General features: G+C 46.4%; 9 protein-coding genes. All 9 read left to right on the top strand.

Annotation, left to right across the window (positions count from 1 at the left end):
• The first annotated feature begins 73 nt into the window (after positions 1-73).
• Positions 74-7,579, top strand: a complete 7,506-nt coding sequence (locus MHH93_RS04760) for a fibronectin type III domain-containing protein (protein ID WP_500053028.1) — start codon at positions 74-76, stop codon at positions 7,577-7,579.
• A 128-nt stretch (positions 7,580-7,707) separates the two neighbouring features.
• On the top strand, positions 7,708-8,418 hold the full coding sequence (gene treR / locus MHH93_RS04755; RefSeq protein ID WP_500053027.1) for a trehalose operon repressor: 711 nt from the start codon (positions 7,708-7,710) through the stop codon (positions 8,416-8,418).
• 174 nt (positions 8,419-8,592) lie between these two features.
• Positions 8,593-11,931, top strand: coding sequence for a DUF5107 domain-containing protein (locus MHH93_RS04750; protein WP_500053329.1), 3,339 nt, complete (start codon positions 8,593-8,595; stop codon positions 11,929-11,931).
• A 52-nt stretch (positions 11,932-11,983) separates the two neighbouring features.
• On the top strand, positions 11,984-14,326 hold the full coding sequence (locus MHH93_RS04745; RefSeq protein WP_500053026.1) for a beta-galactosidase: 2,343 nt from the start codon (positions 11,984-11,986) through the stop codon (positions 14,324-14,326).
• Positions 14,327-14,718: 392 nt separating this feature from the next.
• The gene (locus MHH93_RS04740) at positions 14,719-15,651 is read left to right on the top strand and encodes a glycoside hydrolase family 5 protein (RefSeq protein ID WP_500053328.1); all 933 of its coding nucleotides are present in this window, start codon (positions 14,719-14,721) and stop codon (positions 15,649-15,651) included.
• 178 nt (positions 15,652-15,829) lie between these two features.
• The gene (locus MHH93_RS04735) at positions 15,830-17,899 is read left to right on the top strand and encodes a bifunctional aldolase/short-chain dehydrogenase (protein ID WP_500053025.1); all 2,070 of its coding nucleotides are present in this window, start codon (positions 15,830-15,832) and stop codon (positions 17,897-17,899) included.
• 19 nt (positions 17,900-17,918) lie between these two features.
• Positions 17,919-19,190 (top strand): L-rhamnose isomerase, encoded by a 1,272-nt coding sequence (gene rhaA, locus MHH93_RS04730; protein WP_500053024.1) that lies wholly within the window; start codon positions 17,919-17,921, stop codon positions 19,188-19,190.
• Positions 19,191-19,407: 217 nt separating this feature from the next.
• The gene (locus MHH93_RS04725) at positions 19,408-21,081 is read left to right on the top strand and encodes a ribonuclease J (protein WP_500053023.1); all 1,674 of its coding nucleotides are present in this window, start codon (positions 19,408-19,410) and stop codon (positions 21,079-21,081) included.
• A gap of 243 nt (positions 21,082-21,324) precedes the next feature.
• Positions 21,325-22,308: a LacI family DNA-binding transcriptional regulator gene (locus MHH93_RS04720; protein ID WP_500053022.1), complete on the top strand. Its 984-nt coding sequence runs from the start codon at positions 21,325-21,327 to the stop codon at positions 22,306-22,308.
• The last annotated feature ends 39 nt before the right edge of the window (positions 22,309-22,347 follow it).

Raw genomic sequence — 22,347 nt, 5'->3', positions numbered from 1 at the left:
CACCCCAACTTAGGACATCGTTCCTTTGTTGGGGTGCCTCCCTTTTTTTGTGTGCCAAAAAGGAGAGTAGACGTTGAAGAAATCAGGAAAACGTGTGAAGAAACAAGCGGAACAGCTAACCAAGGTGGTGCTGGCATTTGCGTTATTATCCCCTCAAGCCCTGTTGCTTGAATGGGGTGCAGCCACGGTAATGGCTGAAACGGTTGAAACGATCGGGATTGTATCCGATACGTCCAGCATGAAGGCTGTACAGTCTTCCAAGGTGAAAGTGGAGATGAACAGTGACGGTAAATACAGAATTGTGTTATTGCCAAACACGAATGTATTTTACGGCGGCGATACCGGGAACGTGTCCACCATTATCGACCACAACGGTTCTCCCGTGAACTTCAAATCATTGCCGCTCAATTATTACCGAATTAACAATAATGTGATTGAAATGTCCCGGCAAAAGGACAATGTGGAATATATTTTGCGTGTATCTATCGTTAATGCTACCTCACAAGGCGGGTACATGAAGGTTGAGCTTGAAGCCATCAACCGTAGCGGAACAGCACTGAATTTGGGTGGAACATTTTATTGGGATACGATGGTGAATGGCAATGATGCTTCGCCGTTTGAAGTCATCGAGAATGGATGGCGTAATTACAGCGGCGGTGTTCAGGTCACAGCTTTTTATGCCAATACGTACAACGTAGTGAATGCAGATCGTATATATATGGGACAGTACAGCAGTCCAGATAGCGCCCAACTCACGGGAGGGTCTTCACCTTCAGCGTTCACTCCAGGTCAGACCGTTACGGCGAGTGATACAGCTGCCCAATTTTGGTGGGACGCCAAGGCAACAGCGAATCAGGCTTCACGCAAATTTTCAACCATTGTGGGGATTGGTCCCCAAAATGCGCCACCTTCATTTACCTTAACTGCCCCTACTTCGGGTCAAACCTATTACAAAGGCGAGCAACTTCAGATCTCTGGTACAACACGAGATACGGATGTAGGTGACCTGTTGACCGTGAAATGGTCCATTGATGGTGGGTCCGAGAACATTCTGACACAGATGAACGCAACGGGTTCTAGTCAGTCTTTTAACACCAATTACACATTGCCTGATACTCTGCCAGATGGCACACACACATTACAAGTATGGGTTATGGATGACAAGGGTGGGGTGTCCTCCGCAGGAACCGTTAACTTTACGGTAAGAAGTTTTGTTGTGCCCGGAACGCCGACATATACAATGGTTAATTCTAATAACTTGACGGTGAATTGGGATAAGAAGGCGAATGACACATCCGTTACGTATGAGCTGAAGAACATGACGATGAATCAGATCGTGGACACAGGGACATCAAACAGTCGGCAGGTGACTGGACTCACTCCGAATACCAGTTATTCTTTTGCCGTACGGGCCAAAAATTCAAGCGGTTCCTATACCGGTTACTCCAGTCCAGCTTCCAAGTATACACTGGCTAATCCACCCGTTGCTGCGGCTGTGACACAATCAGGCAACTCTGTTACAGCGAGCTGGAGTAATAATAGCAATCCTGACGGCACTCAGTACAAAACCGAAATACGCAGTCCAGGTGGGCAAGTTCTCGCAACGGGAACAACAACTTCCACTCGTACAGCGTTTGCCCTGACTGGACTCGCGGATGGAAAATATGAAGTATTTGTTGCGGCACTGAATGGTGAAGGGATACAGACCCCATTTATATCTGCTGGAGAGGTGATGAAAGATACGACGGGCCCAACTGCTCCTTCTGTTACACTCACGCCATCCACTTGGACCAAGGAAGATGTTCTTGTTACGGTTGAAGAGGGAAGGGATGCCTTGAGCGGAACTCAAAAGACGGAAGTGAAAGTTGGTCCGGCAGGAGAATGGCGTGAATATAGCGCTCCGTTTACCGTAAACAGTGAAGGCAACACAACTGTTATGGCACGCAGTATTGATGCGTTTGGTAATACAGGACAGGAGACGGCTGTGACAGCCAGAGTAGATCGGACGGCACCAACGCCACCTGTCATCTCGCTGAATCCGCCCGATTGGACAAAAGCGGCGGTAATCGCGACATTAACGGAGGGTACGGACGAAGCGAGTGGCATTAGTCTGACACAGTACAAGCTAGGAAGTGAGGGAGAATGGATCGACTACAAGGGTCCTCTTACACTCAGTGAGGAAGGAATAACCGAGATTTATGCACGAAGTGTTGATCGGGCTGCCAATGTCAGTGCTTCCACTTCGGCAACAGCCAGAATCGATAAAACTGGGCCTGAGCAACCAACAATTACGTTAAATGAAGAGGATTGGACGAATCAGGATGTAATTTTTGCAATAACCAGTGGTGAAGATACAGGCAGTGGGCTTGCCAAGAGCCAATATCGACTGAGCGAAAAAGGTCCTTGGATCGATTACACGGGCGAAGTGACGGTTGCCGATGAGGGAGAAACGATCGTATATGCACGCTCAATTGACCGTGTAGGCAATATAAGCACTTCCGCTCAGGCTACGGTTCGAATTGACACGACAGCTCCAACTGAGCCGGTGATTAGTATAAGTCATTCTGGATGGAGTAAAGAACATGTACAATTTATGATCGCTGGTAGTGTGGATGAACGAGCGATATCCTATGAATACAGTATGAATGATGGCCCTTATATGACAGGAAATACCGGTACAGTAAGCACGAACGGCACTACCACCATTAGGGCCCGAGCAAGGGATACCGTTGGCAATGTAAGCAAGGAGATCAGTCGAATCGCCTATGTGGATCAGATGGCGCCAACCATTACATTTTCCCCGAACGGACATGACTGGACAGACATGGATATGTCCACTACCATTCAGTATGCCGACGATCACTCAGGCATTCAGGAACTGGAACGATTTTATCAAGTTACGAACAGTGCAGAATCACCGGATCATTGGCTTGAGGCTCGTTCGAACGAGCACAAAATATCCATCGAATCGGAAGGCATATGGTACATCCATGCCAAAACCATGGACAGAGCAGGTAATACATATGAGACAACATCATCACCTTACCGTATTCAACGCAAGCCAGAGCAACCGAGTTATGTGAGAATGTCGCAGATCAGTGAGACTTCTGCTGAAATTACAGTGGATTTGCCAACAGGGGAAAGGTACACCGATGGATATCAGTATGAGATAACGAATAAAACGACAGGAAAGTCATGGACACTCGATTATCCTAACCACAGTATAATTGATCATTCCCTAAGCGGGGGCCAGGTCTATGAATATGAAGTTAGAGTGAGAAACCATACCGGAGTAAGTAATGCAGTAAGCGCTCAAGTATTAACGATCCCAGCAACTCCGAGAACATTGCACGTTCGGAAAGTAGATTCGCAGCCCCATTTGGCCGAAATTCAGTTTGATTCAGTACGGGGAGCCGATGCATACCGTATCATTGCGACAACTTCGGACGGAGTCACCGTGTTTGATCAGACGGTAACTGATCCTGGTGGCCTTCCCTATGTCAGCAACCTCGTTCCAGGAACCATTCATAACATCTCGGTAACAGCAATGAATGAAAGTGGATCAGGTGGTAGCAGTAGAACCGGATTTCTCACACTGCCGGCAATGCCCAGTGAGTTTATGGCCGTTCAGATTCAGGAGCATGATATTTCATTAAGCTGGGAGACAGTAACTTCTGCAACGTATTACGGTCTTTCACGCGATGGAACAGCCATATATGAAGGAGAGCAAACGGAATATCTGGACTCGGGTCTGGATAGCGGAACGGAGTACAGCTATGCACTAATTGCCGGAAATGATACAGGACCAGGGCCGTTGGCAGAATTACCTTTGCTCAAGACTTTACCTGGACAGGTGTCCGGCTTACAGGTATCAGATGCTTCCACAGTGAGCCTTCGTCTGAATTGGGAAGCAGTACGAGGAGCCGATCACTATGAGTTATGGTTGAATGGAGAGAAGTCGGGAACGGTTCCTGCCGGAACCCAGGAATGGGTATTTGCAGGATTGAGTTCGGGAACATCTTATCAACTGGATGTACGAGCAGTGAACGAAAGTGGACAAGGTATGCGCAGTTCGGTATCAGGAACAACGCTACCAGAAAGCCCGTCGGGACTTCACGTTGTTCAAGTAACTGAACAGGGAGCAATCTTAAGCTGGGAGCCTGTTGCTGGGGCAACGAAATATCGGGTGGTCATCGATGGACAGAGCCATGAGATATCAGATACACAACTCGTCGTTCACCACCTGTCAAGCAGTCGTGAGTATACCTATGAAGTACAGGCAGGCAATGCTGCCGGGTACGGTGTATCCACCAATAGTACGATTCTTACGCTACCCAGCAGGCCGGAAGGACTGAGTGTGACATGGACTGGTGAAACAAACATGGGACTAGCATGGCAAGCTGTAGATACGGCGAATCTCTATATTGTGAAAATCAATGGAACTGAAGTGGGCAGAACATCAGGACTTACCTATACGGCGGAGGGGTTGTTGCCGGGTACAGAGTATACGTTGGAAGTTCAGGCTGCGAATACTTCTGGTTCAGGTGGAACAACGCAGCTCATCCAATTGTCCAAACCTATGTCGCCTGCCGAAGTACTTGTTGATCCAGGAGTACATCGTGCAAACGTTTCCTGGTCTGTGGTGGAGAGTGCCGCTGAATATGTGATTGAGCAGAATGGCAAGGAGATCTATAGAGGAATTGAGAATGAAGCGATGATTACTGGGCTCCAGGATGGGACTTGGCATCACTATCAACTATTGGCGGTCAACAGACAGGGGACTCGTTCTGAAGTGACCGATGTATCGCTGCTGACTTTGCCTGAGAAACCCGTTAAGGTTGCCGTATATGATATAGCAAAAGACAGTCTTGGTCTGGATTTCAGTAACACTGGTGTCCAAGGGGCAGATCATTACGTCATTGAACGGGATGGAAGAGAGATCGCTCAGATGGATTCAAGTGAAACCGAATTCGTAGACAAGGATCTGTCGCCAGGAACAAAATATACTTATGTGATTCGGGCAGTCAATGCGAGTGGAAAGAGTGCACCGCTTACCTTCAGTATAATGACTCGAACGTTACCAGTAGATGCAGAAGATATCACAGTGAATGCTGGAACACATGCGGTGGATCTGGCTTGGGATGATGTTAAGGGAGCGGCTGCATATGAGATTCGCAATCAGCTGACGGGAGACATACAGAGTGTGTCTGGACCGTCTGTACATCTCAATAGCATGCTGGATGGCACAGCGTATGAATTCGAACTCGTCGCGATTAATGAAGATGGTCATCGGTCAGAGCCTATTCAGATTCAGGTTTTAACGAAACCTATATCGCCTCAGACAGCAGGTATATCCTACATCACAGATCAGGCTGCGGTACTGGACCTTACTGCAAGCTCTACACGGGGAGCAGAGCATTTCATCATTATACGGGATGGCGTTAAAGTCGCTAAGGTTCCGGCAGATCAAAATTCATTTGAAGATCATGGTCTGACACCAGGAGAGCGTTACACGTATACTATCAAAACCTCCAACGCAACGGGTGAGAGTGATTCTGGTTTCGAAGTTCATGTGCGAACGTTGCCTGCGACCATTACTGAACCTTTACACGCAAGCATGATAGGGGAAAAGGATGGAAGGATCTCTTGGCCAAAGGTACAAGGTGCAGAGGGATATACCGTACGGATCGGAGATCAGATCTTCACCACGATTGAGGATGGTGATATCACAGAGGTGAGGTTAACTCATCTGGAGAGTGCGACCCGATATGATCAGGTACAGATTATTCCTTATAATACGGCTGGTTCAGGAAGCCCAGTGACCGTGACTTCTTTTTACACCTTGCCTCATGTTGATTCACTGGAAATGAAGATAGTTCCGGAGACAGATCATACCAAACTGGAATGGGAATTCCCTTATCGGAACGAAACGTTTGTCGTATTGCTGGATGGTACAGAAGTATACCGTGGCACACAAAAAGAGTTTATCGTTGATCAACTGGATGCCGGCAAGCAGTACGAGATTGAGATCTACACAGAGAATGATCAGGGAGATGCATCGGAGAAGCTGACATATGCTGTCCTGACCAAGCCAGTAGCTCCTGTCAATGTGGAGTATCAATCGGCGAAGGACCACATTCGTCTTCTATTGGAACAGAGCCGGGTTGAAGGTGCCGAGCAGTTCATCATTGAGCGTGACGGTGTAGAAGTTGCTCGTGTTCCTGCAGACGAACTGTTCTATAACGACAAGGAACTTGAACCGGGCGTGAACTACAGCTATACAGTCAAGACCATGAATGCTTCAGGCAGTAGTGATGGTGGTTATTACCTTCATGCCATGACTTTGCCCGGTAGTGCTGCTTCACCTCCTGTAGTCGAGGGGCGTTCAATGCATGGTGTAGACATTGTGTGGGAACTAATTCCGGGTGCAGTGGGTTATCGAGTCTATCGAGATGAAGAGCTTGTGGGAACGACCACGGAGACTTCCATACATGTATCTGAATTAAACAGTGCAGAGCGTTATACTGACTTTGCAATTATCCCATTCAATGAGGCAGGGGAGGGGGAGGTGCTTCAGGTTCCTGAATTCGAGACACTGCCTTCCGAGGACCTGACAGTAGCAGCCGTAGCGCAAGGCACAAGTACGATTAAGCTAACTTGGGAACTAGATTCAATGAATGAAGTGATTGTGATCACCCATAAAGATCTGGAGATCTATCGTGGCACACAGCGCAGTTATGTATGGACAGGACTGAATGCCGAGCAGCATTATGAGGTGGAAGTATGGACGGAGAATTCAGCAGGTGAAAAAAGTGAAAGCAAACGGGCAGCAGCCATGACTTTTCCGTATCCACCATCCGCCTGGAGCGGTGGCGGTGCAACCCCGAGTCCAAACGTTACATCGGAACAAGCCGATGAGGTCAGTCCACAACCAGAATCGTCTGAGCAACCTGATATACCTGCGAAAAAAAATATCAAATTTATTGATATCAGCCAAACATTCAATAGAGACCAGATCACCTGGCTGGCGGAACAAAATATCATTCAAGGTGTAAGTGAAACCCGCTTCGAGCCACGCCGTCCGATCACACGTGCAGAATTTACCGCATTGATCGTGCGTCTGATGGGTGTGGATACAACGGTTAATGAACAACAACATGGATTTCAGGATGTAAACGACGATGATTGGTTTGCTCCTGAGATTAAGGCAGCCGTTCACCATGAGATGGTCCAAGGTATGGGGAATAGGAAATTCGCTCCACATGCGCTGGTGACACGGGAACAGGCATCCAAGATTATAGCCAATGTTGTTCGTAAAATCAGACCGGAACCGCTGACTTCCCCAAGAGCGTTTACCGACCAGACTGATGTATCCGATTGGGCCAAAGAAGAAGTGCAGGAACTTGCAGGTTTGTACATGATTACAGGATATGAAGACGGCAGCTTCCGTCCCATGCAGCACTTAAGCAGATCCGAAGCTGCAGCGCTGATCTTCCGTTTGAATAAGCTGATTCAAGTTATGGATGAGAAGCGTACAGATCAAGTGGAGAAAGCGTCAGCGTTGGATCGTCATATCTAGATTGAATTGATTCTTACATGTGAATATTGCAATCATCGCCAGTAATGACATTAACGCTGGATTAGTTTTTAATGTTATAATAGGTTGCCAATATGATAAAAAAGGGTAATGAACAATGGTGATGAATAATGAATAATAAGTTTATCCGGATATATGAAGATATTGCAGATCGTATTCGGACTGGAGAGATTGATGCAGGCACGCTGCTTCAATCGGAACTGGATCTATCGGAAAGTTATCAAACGTCCCGAGAGACCATTCGCAAAGCGCTGAAAATGTTGTACGAAGAAGGTTATATTCAGAAGATTCAAGGCAAGGGCTCGATTGTACTGGATATACGCAAGATCGATTTTCCCATCTCAGGTTTGGTTAGCTTCAAGGAATTGGCCAAAAAAATGGGACATCGGGCTCAAACGTATGTGAAGGTTTTTGAAGAGAGACAGGTCGATCAGGCGTTGCACAAGAAAATTAACTTTGGTCTGAATGAACAGGTCTGGGAGATCAGACGTGTGCGCAAAGTGGATGGAGAGCACGTCATTCTGGACAAAGATTACATCAGCCAGCGGCTTGTTCCTGGGCTCAGCAAAGAAATCTGTAATGATTCCATCTATCAGTACATTGAGCAAGAGCTTGGGCTTTCCATTTCGTTTGCCAAGAAAGAGATTTTGGTGGAAGAACCCACCGCTGAGGACAGGGAATTACTTGACCTTGAAGGTTTCCACAATGTGGTTGTGGTGAGGAGCCAAGTGTACCTGGAGGATGCCAGTCAATTTCAGTATACGGAGTCGAGGCATCGACCGGACAAGTTCAGATTTGTGGATTTTGCACGTCGCAGATAAGTGAATCAAGATCGATCAGAGAGTACCTTTCACTGCATTATTTGGGTGGATCGGTACTCTCTTTGGTTATGGGGGAATCCGAAGATCGTCCATCAAGAACCGCTTAATGTCAATGTTCTTCCTGCATGTCGGAGCGTATGATCACAATATATACGAGGCTGAGGAGTGAGTGAATTGAATCACGTGACAGCGACATCAAATGTTCGCATATGGGAAGAAACCAGAGATATTCCAACCTATGGTACAGGTAAACCTGACCAAAATCCGATGTTTCTTGAAAAGAGAATCTACCAGGGAAGTTCGGGTAAAGTGTACCCGCATCCCGTGATCGACAGCATTGAAGATGAAGCAAAAATGAAGTCGTATCGATTAGTTATTCTCGAAAATGAATATGTGCGTATCGAGATGATACCCGAACTGGGTGGACGGATCTATCGTGCGCTGGATCGGACCAACGACTACGATTTTGTATATTATAACCGGGTGATTAAACCTGCACTTGTGGGTTTGGCAGGCCCATGGATATCCGGGGGAATCGAATTCAACTGGCCACAGCATCATCGGCCCAACACGTTTGGCCCAGTCGATTATACATTTGGCAGTAACGAAGATGGAAGCGCTACCGTCTGGGTGGGTGAGATCGATCGTATGTATGGTACCAAAATGACCGCGGGATTCACATTACATCCTGGCAAAGCTTATCTTGAAATCCAAGCCGAGGTATACAATCGCACCAGCGCACCTCAAACTTTTCTATGGTGGGCCAATCCGGCTGTAGCTGTCAACGATCATACGCAATCCGTCTTTCCACCTGATGTAACGGCTGTGCTGGACCACGGAAAACGGGACGTATCCCGCTTTCCCATCGCAACCGGCACCTATTACAAGATGGATTATTCCGAAGGTGTGGATATCTCGCGCTACAAAAATATACCGGTTCCAACATCCTATATGGCGTATAAGTCGGATTATAATTTTGTAGGGGGTTATGACCATGGGGTTCAGGCAGGCCTGCTACATGTAGCCAATCATCATATTTCTCCGGGCAAGAAACAATGGACCTGGGGGAACGGGGAATTCGGGCAAGCCTGGGATCGTCAATTAACGGACGAGGATGGACCTTATATTGAATTAATGACCGGGATCTATACCGATAATCAGCCTGATTTTACGTGGTTGCAGCCCTATGAAGCCAAATCATTTTCACAGTATTTCATGCCGTATAAAGGAATTGGCATGGTCAAAAATGCAACGATCGATGCAGCAGTTAATCTGGAAATGGACGAAGTGACCGGAGCAGTAACCGTGATGGTATATGCGACGTCGGTTTTTGAACAAGTGACCATTGAAGTAATTGGACCAACCACGGTATATCTCCATGAGAGATGTAATATTTCACCTACGCAACTGTATAAGTCTTCATTCCCGTGGAGCGGACAAGATGAATGGCATCAATTGAAGTTAAGTGTTCGAACGGCGGAAGGAAAGCTACTTGTGGCCTATCAACCTGAACGTTCTGAGATTCAGGAAGTCCCAGACCCGGCCACACCACTCCCGCTACCATCCGAGATTCGTACGAATGAACAACTATATCTGGCTGGTCTTCATTTGGAGCAATATCGACATGCCACGTATGAACCAGAACCTTATTATCTGGAAGGCTTGACGCGCGATGCAACGGATATTCGTCTAAATATTGCGTATGGCACATTGCTGCTGCGCAGAGGATTGTTTCAAGATGCAGAGAAGCATTTCAGACAGGCTGTACAATCGCTGACGTGGAAAAATACGAATCCATATGATAGTGAAGCTTTTTATCAGCTCGGTCTGAGTTTAAAACTACAGGGGAAACAGGAAGAAGCCTACACAAAACTGTATAAAGCCGTATGGTCTGCACAGTTTCAGGATACGGGTTATTACATGCTTGCTCTGATCGATACGGCGCAACATCGGGATATCGAAGCACTGGATCACATTGAACGTTCGCTGATCCGTAACACTCGAAACTACAAGGCTCGGCATCTGAAGGTGGCTCTGTTGCGCAGATTGGGTCAGGATAAACGGGCCATCCAATATGCGTATGAAACGTTGGAACTGGACCCGGTTGAATTTGGAGCCGCACATGAATTAGTCCTGATCTACAGCCGAGCGACTGCATCTTCAGAGAGCAGGCAAGCGGAGCAAGCACGTGAGCATTTTCATCGTCTGATGAGAGGAGACGTTCATAATTATCTAAACCTAGCTGCAGATTACGCGGATGGTGGGTTGTGGGAAGAAGCACTGACTGTACTATCCTATGTTGAATCCGAAATTGCACAGCCTTATCCTATGGTTGGTTATGCTCAGGCCTACTTGTATCGTCAGCTGGGGGAGGTGGAGCAGGCCCAGGAATGTCAAAAGCAGGGGAACGCTGCTCCAACGGATTATTGTTTTCCTAATACGTTATTTGAATTCATGGTGCTTCAGGATGCATTGGCAGTGGATTCGAATGATGCGCGTGCTCACTATTACCTGGGAAATTGGTTGTATGATCATAAACGCTACGAGGAAGGAATCACCCATTGGGAAACGTCACGTGAGGCGAATGCAACATATTCAACTGTTCATCGGAATCTGGGACTGGCTTATTATAATAAGCTGAATCGCCCCGAACTTGCATTGGCTTCATTAGAGGAAGCATTCCGATTGGATTCACAGGATGCCCGAATCTTCTACGAGTTGGATCAATTGCACAAGAAGATAGGGTATTCTTGCGAGCGTCGAATCAAATTGCTGGAACAACATATGGAGCTGGTTCACCACCGTGATGATCTGTATATTGAGTGGGTAACTTTATTGAATATGCAGGGGAGTTATCAAGAAGCATGGAATGCTCTTCAGGCACGGCGGTTTCATCCCTGGGAGGGTGGAGAAGGCAAGGTTACAGGACAGTATGTTATAGCACTAACGGAACTGGCAAAGCAACATTTGGAAAAACAACTACCTGAACTAGCATTGGAGCTATTGCAGAAGGCGCTGGTTTATCCGGAGAACTTAGGTGAAGGTAAGCTAGAGGGAGCCGGAGACAACCCCGTTTACTTTTATCTTGGATGTGCCTACCAGCAACTGAAGAATAATCAGGCTGCAGAGGAGAATTTCCACAGAGCGTCAATCGGCCTTAACGAACCGGCAAGCGCGATGTTTTATAATGATCAACCGCCGGAATCCATCTATTATCAGGGTCTGGCCTGGCAGAAGCTTGGCAATGTGAAGGAAGCCAACAGGCGGTTCAACAAATTAATTGACTATGCCGAGAGGCATATGCATGACCACATCCGAATGGATTATTTTGCGGTATCTCTGCCCGATTTCCTGGTATTTGACGACGATCTCAATCAGCGTAATGAAGAACATTGCCAATACATGCGAGCATTAGGTCTTCTTGGCCTTGGTCGGACAAGTGAAGCCGAACTTGAATTGGAGCGGGTTCTGGAGAAGAACCCCAATCATCAAGGGGCAATCATTCATCGATAATTGATAATAGTTTTAACCCTATCCCATCTATACCGAAGGAGTTATATAATCCATGAACGATAGCATAGCAGGAAGCCAGATCCGTTTCATACTGGAGGCAGAAGATAAAGAGATTCGTGCGGGTCGCATGACAGGCAATGGAGGCAAAAATCCACGAGGGGAGTCTTATGACTTTACCAACTATTATATGATCCGTAATGGTAAACCCCATATTCCCGTAGTAGGTGAATTTCATTTCTCCAGATTCGCTTACTTGCAGTGGGAAGAAGAATTACTGAAGATGAAGGCAGGCGGGGTGAATATCATCGCGTCCTATGTCTTCTGGAATTTTCATGAAGAGCAGGAAGGCGAGTTTAATTGGTCAGGGAATCTGAACTTGCGGCACTTTGTGGATCTGTGTGGCAAACATCAGCTGCCACTAATCGTGCGGATTGGTCCATTCTGTCATGGAGAAGTTCGTAATGGAGGCATGCCAGATTGGTTATTCAGTTATCCATTTGAAGTGAGATCGAATGATGAAGGGTATCTGTATTACACCAAGCGATTATATCGTGAGATTGCTCGTCAGCTTAACAGCTGTTTTTATCAGGAGGGTGGCCCTGTAATAGCTGTACAGTTGGAAAATGAGTATATGCACGCTGGGGCACCTATGGATGCCTGGGGTTACACACGTGAAAAATACATTTCCTCTGGCCGGGACGGTCGTGAACATCTGAAAGTGCTTCGCAGTATTGCCGTAGAAGTTGGTATGCATCCCATGTTCTATACTGCCACGGCCTGGGGTAATGCTGCGGTGCCTGAAGAAGGAACGCTGCCTATGCTCGCGGGGTATGCGTACACACCTTGGATTCCTAATCAGCCTCCAAGCCGAGAGTATTTATTCCAGGATCTGCATATGAATCCTGTTGAAGAAGTGGATTATGACAGTCTGGAGTATCCTGCGGCGTATTGCGAACTCGCTGGTGGAATGCAGGTCAGTTATCACGCCCGACCAGTTGTAGATGCGGACAGTGTTGAAGCGATGACCATTGTGAAGCTGGCGAATGGCAGCAATCTGGTCGGATATTATATGTATCACGGTGGAACCAATCCGGTAGGGCAAAAAACGTATATGAACGAACAGGCATTGCCTAAAATGACGTATGATTACCAAGCCCCGCTTGGGGAGTTCGGACGTATTGGTGAATCGTATGACCGCATTCGAAACTTGTCCATGTTTCTGGAAGCATACGGTGAGCTGATTGCACCAATGGGCAGTGTTATACCGGAAGATCAGCATGCGATAACACCGGAGAACACGATGGATCTGCGCTGGTCTGTTCGTCAACAAGAAGGCTCAGGATTCCTGTTCTTGAATAATTATCAGGATCATGTGACGTTGCCTGATCGAGATATACAATTGCAGCTGCATACTGGCAAAGGGACTGCGTTTTATCCAAAGGAAGGCACGATGCAGCTGAAATCGGGTATGGCAGCCATTCTGCCTTTCCATATGAATCTGGATGGAATGAAGATCATTAGTGCTACCGTTCAGCCACTGACCCGGTTTATGGTGAATACTGAGCTTACGGCTGTCTTTTATGCCCATGATGGCATGATGCCTGAGTATGTTATTGATGCATCATCTATTACAAATGTGGATATGCCCGAAGGTACAATATCAGAGCAGGGAAATGAAGTTGTGATTCATCCAATTGCAGGCAAGGAGCATTATATGCGCATCACAACATCGGACGGTACAGTCATATGTATCATTACATTGACCCGTGAAGAGGCATTGCATGCCTACCGTTTCCATGTGGGCGGAGAAGAGAGGCTTGTGATTAGCAGCAGTCATCTGTATGTGCAGAATGAGATGATCATATGCAACTCCCTGGAGCAAGCAGAGTTTGAGGTATCCTTCTATCCGGCTCCAGAGCATGTTTCAGCATCTAAATATGCCGTCTCATCCCAGTCAAAGCAGGGAATATTCGGTACGTACACATTACAAGTTTCGCTTTACGAGCCTGCTGTAGAGGTTGATTATCCGAAAGCATATGCAGCAACATTGAGATTGGATACAGCCTGGCCGGAACAGGTAGATGACGTATGGGTTGAGATTGATTATGAAGGAGACGTTGCAGCAGCACATATTCATAATCAGATGTTAACCGATCATATTCACTATGGGCATAGCTGGATGCTTGGTTTGAAGCAATCCCGTCATTTGCTGGCCGATCACGCGCTTCGTCTGTCCATAACTCCAATCCGAAGAGGAACGATTGAGAGTTATGTGAATCAGGCTTATGTGGAGCGGTTTGAGGGTGTGGAGATCGGCAAGTTTAATAATATTCGGGTAAGACCACATTACCGGGTTGGGTTGATAATAGCAGGTAGGGAAGATACTTCATCATAATCTAAGAGTACAAAAGGTAACTGACATTTATAATACAAAGGGTTCTTTCTCCGAACGGGTGTGAGGGGAAAGAGCCTTTTTGATGTGGGGTGTAAAAAGAAAAGATTGCTATTCACTGGTAAAAAAGACTTGCTTAGTAAGCGTTTTCATTTTATTATGAATTCATAACCTTATCGATAAGGTTTATTTATGGGAAATAACTTAACCTTAATAAGGTTAGTCTTTATCTATTTGTTACCCGTTAAAGCGTCTATAAACGTCTATTACCAACGATTTTAGTTAACTTATTGCCTAGAGCAGGGTTAATTGAAATAAAAAAATCAAATTCAGGAGGTTGCAAACGAATGGTTAATCTGAAAAAGTGTACAATCTTCACGGTTATTGCTGCGCTCATGTTTATGGCATTGGGGAGTGCAGCCCCCAAAGCATCTGCTGCCACAGGATTTTATGTAAACGGCAACAAGTTGTATGATTCCACAGGCAAGCCTTTTGTCATGAGAGGTGTTAATCACGGACATTCCTGGTACAAGAATGATCTAAACACCGCGATCCCTGCAATCGCCAAAACAGGTGCCAATACAGTACGTATTGTTCTTTCGAATGGCAGCCTGTACACCAAAGATGATCTGAACGCTGTTAAAAATATTATTAATGTGGTTAACCAAAATAAAATGATTGCTGTACTTGAAGTACATGATGCCACAGGCAAGGATGACTATAATTCGTTGGATGCCGCAGTGAACTACTGGATTAGCATTAAGGAAGCTTTGATTGGCAAAGAAGATCGGGTAATCGTCAACATCGCCAATGAATGGTATGGAACGTGGAATGGAAGTGCGTGGGCTGATGGCTACAAAAAAGCCATTCCTAAACTAAGAAATGCCGGAATCAAAAATACGCTGATTGTGGATGCAGCAGGATGGGGACAATTCCCTCAATCCATCGTGGATTATGGTCAAAGTGTTTTTGCAGCCGATTCTCAGAAAAATACGGTCTTCTCCATTCATATGTATGAGTATGCTGGCAAAGATGCTGCAACGGTCAAAGCCAATATGGAGAATGTGCTGAACAAAGGATTGGCACTAATCATTGGTGAATTCGGCGGATATCACACAAACGGTGATGTGGACGAGTATGCCATCATGAGATATGGTCAGGAAAAAGGGGTAGGCTGGCTTGCCTGGTCTTGGTACGGAAACAGTTCCGGTCTGAACTATCTGGACATGGCCACAGGTCCGAACGGGAGCTTAACGAGCTTTGGCAACACCGTAGTTAATGATACCTATGGTATTAAAAACACTTCCCAGAAAGCGGGGATTTTCTAATCCGCCGATCAAACAGAACACTCTGACGTTCACGTCAGGGTGTTTTTTTAATGAAATAGCCCAATTATTGATGTCTTTTGAATATTTCCGTTTTGTTTTAAAATATTTTGTTTTCAAAATAAAACAAAGATGTTAAACTCGTATCAGGAATAAAACAAACATTATCGGAGGGAAACAAATGGTACAGAGTTTATGGAATGCATCGCAGGCTTCTGAGAAAACAACAGGACTTGAACAGTTGGTTTACCGATCCAATCTCATTGGTTCTGACCGCAGTGTATGTAACATATACGGTGGTAATACGTCTACCAAAACGACAGTGAAGGATTTTCGTGGTCGTGATGTAGAAGTAATGTATGTGAAAGGCAGCGGCTCAGATCTGGGTTCCATGGAAGCGAAGCATTTTACCGGACTTGGGCTTGAAGATATCAGACCATTAATTGAACGTGAATCCATGTCGGATGAAGAGATGGTTGAATATCTGGGACATTGCATGATTGATGCCAAGCACCCGCGGGCCTCCATTGAGACTCTTCTGCATGCGTTTCTTCCATATAAGCATGTGGATCATACTCATCCGGATGCGATTATTAGCCTGTGTTGTGCGGATAACGGCAAGGAATTAGCGAAAGAGATCTACGGTGATCGTTTTGTGTGGGTGCCCTACGTACGTCCAGGGTTTACATTATCCAAAATGATTGCTGAAAGCGTATTCTCGAACCCCAATGCCGAACTCGTACTGATGGAAAAACACGGTCTCGTGACTTGGGGTGAGACATCCGAGGAATGTTACGCTCAAACGATCAAGATTATCAATGAAGCAGAAGCTTTCATCGAAGCACGAGTGAACGAAGAAAGTTTGTTTGGTGGTGTGAAGCACCCGGCACTTGCCGCTGATGTTCGTCGTCAGATCGTATCACGTGTGATGCCAACGATTCGTGGAGCAGTATCGGATAGCAAAAAAATGATTTTGTCCTTTGATGATCAAGAGGACGTACTTGCTTTTGTGGGCGGAGCAAATTCTCCGGAATTGTCTCAGGTGGGTGCAGCTTGTCCGGATCATCTGGTACATACCAAAGTGGTACCTCTGTTCATCGATTGGACACCGGATGCGGAAGATATCGAAGGCTTAAAATCCAAGCTGGTAGAAGGTGTGGCTGCTTACAAAGAGCAATATCAACAGTATTTTGAGAGCAACAAAAACGAAGGTGATGTCATGTTCGAAGCGGCACCACGCGTTATCCTCATTCCTGGTGTGGGCATGATTAACACAGGCAAGAGCTGGGCGCTTTCCCAAGTAAGCGGGGCGTTGTATCACAGAGCGATTGCCGTTATGCGTGGAGCTACTAGCTTGGGTCAATTCGTATCGCTCAGTGCAAACGAGTCTTACAATGTGGAGTACTGGCCGTTGGAATTGTATAAATTGTCTCTGGCTCCGGCAGAAACCGAATTCTCCCGTAAAGTGGCGTTTATCACAGGCGGCGCAGGTGGTATCGGAAGTGAAACAGCACGCAGATTGGTATCTGAAGGCGCACATGTGGTGCTTGCTGATCTCAACCTGGAGGGTGCACAGAAAGTAGCACAGGAAATTAATGATCAGTACGGTGCGAATCGTGCTTATGCGCTCAAAATGGACGTAACCGATGAGGAAGCCGTTCAATCTGCGTATGCAGATGTTGCGGTGCAATATGGCGGAGTGGATATCATCGTGAACAATGCGGGACTAGCGACATCTAGCCCATTTGACGAAACATCCCTGAAAGAATGGAACCTGAACATGAATGTACTGGGCACAGGGTATTTCCTCGTGGCTCGTGAAGCGTTCAAGCTGATGAAACAACAGGGCATTGGGGGAAGCATGGTCTTTATCGGTTCCAAGAACTCGGTGTATGCAGGTAAAAGTGCTTCTGCTTACAGTTCAGCGAAAGCGCTTGAAGCACATCTGGCACGCTGCATTGCAGCAGAAGGTGGAGAGTATGGCATTCGTGTCAACACGATTCTTCCGGATGCCATTCTACAGGGGTCAGCCATCTGGAACGGTTCCTGGAGAAACGAACGGGCAGCGGCATACGGAATTGAACCGGATCAATTGGAAGAGTATTATCGCAAACGGACGACATTGCTCGTGAATATCTATCCTAGAGATATTGCAGAAGGAATTGCATTCTTTGCTTCTTCCAAGTCCGAAAAAACAACCGGTTGCATGATGACCATTGATGGCGGTGTACCGGCAGCATTTACACGTTAAAATAGGAGGGTTCTTGCGGATGGATAACCAAGTCAAGCAAGCGTATGAAGCAGCCAAGGCATTATATGCCCAGCACGGAATTGATACGGACGAGGTGCTGAACAGACTCGCGGAGATCAAAGTATCCGTACACTGCTGGCAAGGCGATGATGTCAAAGGTTTTCTGAATAAAGATGTGGAGTTAACAGGGGGGATTTCCGTTACAGGTCAATATCCGGGGGCTGCAACCACACCTGCTGAACTTCGTAACGATCTTGAGCAAGCTTTTGCTCTGATTCCCGGTAAACATAAGGTCAATCTGCATGCGATATACACGGATACAGATGAACAGGTTGAGCTGGATCAGATTGAGCCGAAGCATTATGAGAACTGGGTGAAATGGGCCAAAGAACAAGGACTCGGCCTGGACTTCAACCCAACATGTTTTTCCCATGAAAAATCAAGTGACGGCTTCACGCTTAGTCATCCAGACCCTGAGATTCGCAAGTTCTGGATTGATCACTGCAAGGCATCCCGCCGGATTGGTGCATACTTCGGTGAACAGCTTGGTCAAACTTGTGTAACCAATGTATGGGTACCGGACGGATTTAAGGATAATCCGGTTGATCGGTTGACACCACGCAAACGTCTCAAAGAATCGCTGGATGAAGTATTCGGCGAACCACTTAACCCGGAACACAACCTGGACGCGGTAGAGAGCAAGCTGTTTGGGCTGGGTTCGGAAGCCTATGTGGTGGGTTCTCATGAATTCTATATGGGTTACGGTTTGCAAAATGATACGTTGATCTGCCTGGATGCGGGCCATTTTCATCCAACAGAGGTTATTTCCAATAAACTGTCGTCCTTGTCACTGTTTACAAGTGGCATTCTGCTTCACGTAAGTCGCCCGATGCGCTGGGACAGTGACCATGTGGTAATTATGGACGATGAGTTGCTGGAAATTGCCCGTGAACTGGTTCGACATGATCTGCTTGCGACCACGCATATTGGACTGGATTTCTTCGATGCGAGCATTAACCGTGTTGCTGCTTGGGTTGTGGGTACACGCAACACGATCAAAGCCCTTCTGCGTGCGATGCTGGAACCGGTGGATGCTCTGAAACAAGCCGAGCTGGATGGTGATTATACCCTGCGTCTCGCATTAACGGAAGAGTTCAAATCCTATCCGTTTGGCGCAATTTGGGACTACTATTGTGCTCAGCAAGGCGTTCCAGTCCGTGAAAAGTGGATCACCGATATCAAAACCTATGAACAAGACGTATTGCTACAGCGTGATAAATCATTGGTTTAATAACTGTTTTCAGTTTCGTATATGAAAAAGTTTTGAGTAAACCATGGTATCATTCATGATTTCATAAGTTATCCTTTATAAACCACTGCGGAATGAAATTCCGTGGTGGTTTTTTTGGCATATTCACTTCGAAATGCATAAGTGAGGCGATTGCTTCCATACTAGGAATATAGATCCGTATCGTATACGATTGCCACGCAGAGGAGGAGTAATAGCGTTGAATCTAGCCCACAACAAACTGTATATCGCTGCACTGGGCGGCGTGAACGAAATTGGGAAGAATATGTATTTGATCCAGTACAATCAGGACATTATCGTGATTGACTGTGGTTCGAAGTTTCCTGATGAGACATTGCCTGGTATTGATCTGATCATTCCGGATGTGGCGTATCTGCTAGAGAATCTGGATAAAGTAAGGGGTCTTGTGGTTACCCACGGACATGAAGATCACATCGGTGGCATTCCCTATTTGTTAAAACAAATGAACATCCCCGTGTATGCATCCAGGCTCACTCGAGGGTTGATCGAGCTTAAACTGAAAGAGCATGGACTTCTGCGCAAGGCGGACCTGCATACGATCGATGCTCACTCCAGCATTACGCTGGGAGGAATCGAGGTTTCCTTTTTCGCAACCAGTCATAGTATACCGGATTGTCTTGGTATCTTTTTTCAGACCCCAGCAGGTAATGTTGTGCATACCGGAGATTTTAAGTTTGATATGTCTCCCGTACATGGACCTTTCCCAGATCTGCACCGCATGGCTGAGATTGGCAAACAGGGTGTCCATATTTTGCTGTCCGAGAGCACCAATGCAGAAAGACCGGGATTTACACCTTCCGAGCGAGTTGTGGGAGACCACATTCTGGATGCCTTTATCCGTGCAAAACAAAAAGTATTTATCTCTACTTTTGCGTCAAATGTCAGCAGAGTACAACAGATTGTGAATGCAGCATTCGAGACAGGTCGCAAACTGGCTCTGTTGGGCAGAAGTATGGTGAATGTGGTATCGGTGGCCAGTGAATTGGGGTATCTGCAAGTTCCTGACGGATTGTTGATTGAAGCCATCGACTCGGATCAGTTTCCACCTGAACAGGTTGTTGTCTTATGTACAGGTAGCCAGGGAGAAGCAATGGCAGCATTATCACGCCTGGCATCCGGTAAGCATCCTCATGTAAGAATTAACGCTGGGGACACGGTCATTATTGCGGCCGGAGCCATTCCGGGCAATGAACGGAATCTTGCACATGTGATTGATAACCTGTATGTTCTCGGAGCACGTGTGATATATGGTTCAAGTGGTGCAGCAGGAATGCATGTGTCTGGACACGGCAGTCAGGAAGAGCTCAAATTGATGTTGACCCTGATGAAACCCGATTATCTGATTCCGATTCACGGTGAGTTCCGCATGTTGTATCAACACAGGCTGCTTGCCGAGTCCGTAGGTATAGAGCGTGATCATGTGTTTATCGTGAATAACGGGCATATGATCCAGTACAAAGACGGCACTGCTTCTCTGGGTCCCAAAATTGCATCAGGAAACAGTCTCGTAGACGGTCTGATCATGGGGGATGTCGGCAATATTGTACTGCGTGACCGGAGGCAACTTTCATCCGATGGTATGTTGGTCATTGTAACGACACTAAGCAAAACGGAAAAACAGATGGTCACCTCACCCGAAATTATCTCCAGAGGGTTTGTGTTCGTTAAGGACTCGGAAGAATTCATGCATGAAATTCATGAGCTGGTTCTAAACCGGATGGGTGAGTTGACTGGCGCGGGTGTGAATCAGTGGAATGTGATCAAAAGAAAGCTGAAAGACGAGATCGGTCACTATATCTACGCTCAAACTAAGAGAAGACCTATGATCCTGCCTATTATTATTGAAGTCTGAGATGTAGGAAGTAGCAAGCGTTCCTGTGTTAGTGATCTGAGCATAATGTGTATATGAAAGTTTAACAGCCTGATGAATGAGGATCATACTTCGGTATGAACATCACATGGATATCGGGCTTTTACTATTATCTTGGGAGTGTACAATAGATGCGATAAAGGGAGGTGAATCTAATTCGCCATGGGTTCGCGATTCGAAGTATAATATAAGGTAAACCAGTTAATAGAAATAAGAGGAGTCTCTATGAATAAAACGATTTCTGATATCGCTCAGATGGCAGGTGTTGCAAAAAGCACGGTCTCCCGCTACCTGAATGGCGGATCGGTTAGTGAAGATACAAGTCAGAAGATTGAGCGTATTATCAAACAATACAATTATGTTCCCAACACATTTGCACAGAGTCTGAAGGCGAAGAAGACCAGTATCATCGGTACGGTTGTGCCACGACTTGATTCTTTTGCGACATCCCAGACATTGATCGGAATTGATGAAGAATTGCGAAGTAATCAGTATCAGATGTTGATCGCGAATACGAGTCAGGACATGCAGCGGGAGATTGATGCCATCTATGATTTTGCACGCCAGAAGGTATCGGGTATTATATTGCTGGCTGCTGAGGTAACCGAAGCGCACCTGAAGGCCATTGAGGATATACGTATTCCGGTGTTATTGGTGGGGCAACAGCATGACCAATTACATAGTCTTGTACACAATGATGATCAGGCTGGCTATGAGATGGGCAGATATGTCGTCAAACAGGGCCACCGAAAGATTGTTTACATGGGTGTGAGCGAGAAGGATCGGGCAGTAGGGATCTATCGCAAACAGGGGTTCCAGCGAGCGATCGCCGAGTGTGGCGGATGTGAAGTGAAGTATTATGAGACGAGCTTCAAGATGTCTGAAGCCATCGTTACTGCTGAAGCTATCCTGAAAGAGATTACACCAACGATCATTGTAGGGGCTACGGATAATATCGCTCTGGGTGTAATGAAGATTGCGTTCTCCAATAAAATTCGCATACCGCAAGATTTGTCTGTTACCGGATTTGGTGGATATGATATTACGGAGATGATTCATCCCACGCTGACGACTGTGAAATATCATTATTTGCAGGCAGGCAAAGTAGCGGCGAATCACATTATTCGTCTTGTCAAAGGCGAGTCGGTGGAGGAACGAACAACACTGGACGTAGAACTAATTCCTCGAGAAAGCGTTGACAAATTATAAAAACATCCTTTATGATAATTCCATCGAACCGGTTCCATT

Source organism: Priestia sp. FSL H7-0729 (assembly GCF_038005685.1).
Lineage (GTDB): Bacteria > Bacillota > Bacilli > Paenibacillales > Paenibacillaceae > Paenibacillus.
This window is presented reverse-complemented; position numbering and strand designations above follow the sequence as displayed.

Excerpts from the sequence above, each read along its gene's own strand:
- treR (WP_500053027.1), top strand. The coding sequence starts at position 7,708 with ATGAATAATAAGTTTATCCGGATATATGAAGATATTGCAGATCGTATT.
- MHH93_RS04740 (WP_500053328.1), top strand. The coding sequence starts at position 14,719 with ATGTTTATGGCATTGGGGAGTGCAGCCCCCAAAGCATCTGCTGCCACA.
- MHH93_RS04745 (WP_500053026.1), top strand. The coding sequence starts at position 11,984 with ATGAACGATAGCATAGCAGGAAGCCAGATCCGTTTCATACTGGAGGCA.
- rhaA (WP_500053024.1), top strand. The coding sequence starts at position 17,919 with ATGGATAACCAAGTCAAGCAAGCGTATGAAGCAGCCAAGGCATTATAT.
- MHH93_RS04720 (WP_500053022.1), top strand. The coding sequence starts at position 21,325 with ATGAATAAAACGATTTCTGATATCGCTCAGATGGCAGGTGTTGCAAAA.
- MHH93_RS04735 (WP_500053025.1), top strand. The coding sequence starts at position 15,830 with ATGGTACAGAGTTTATGGAATGCATCGCAGGCTTCTGAGAAAACAACA.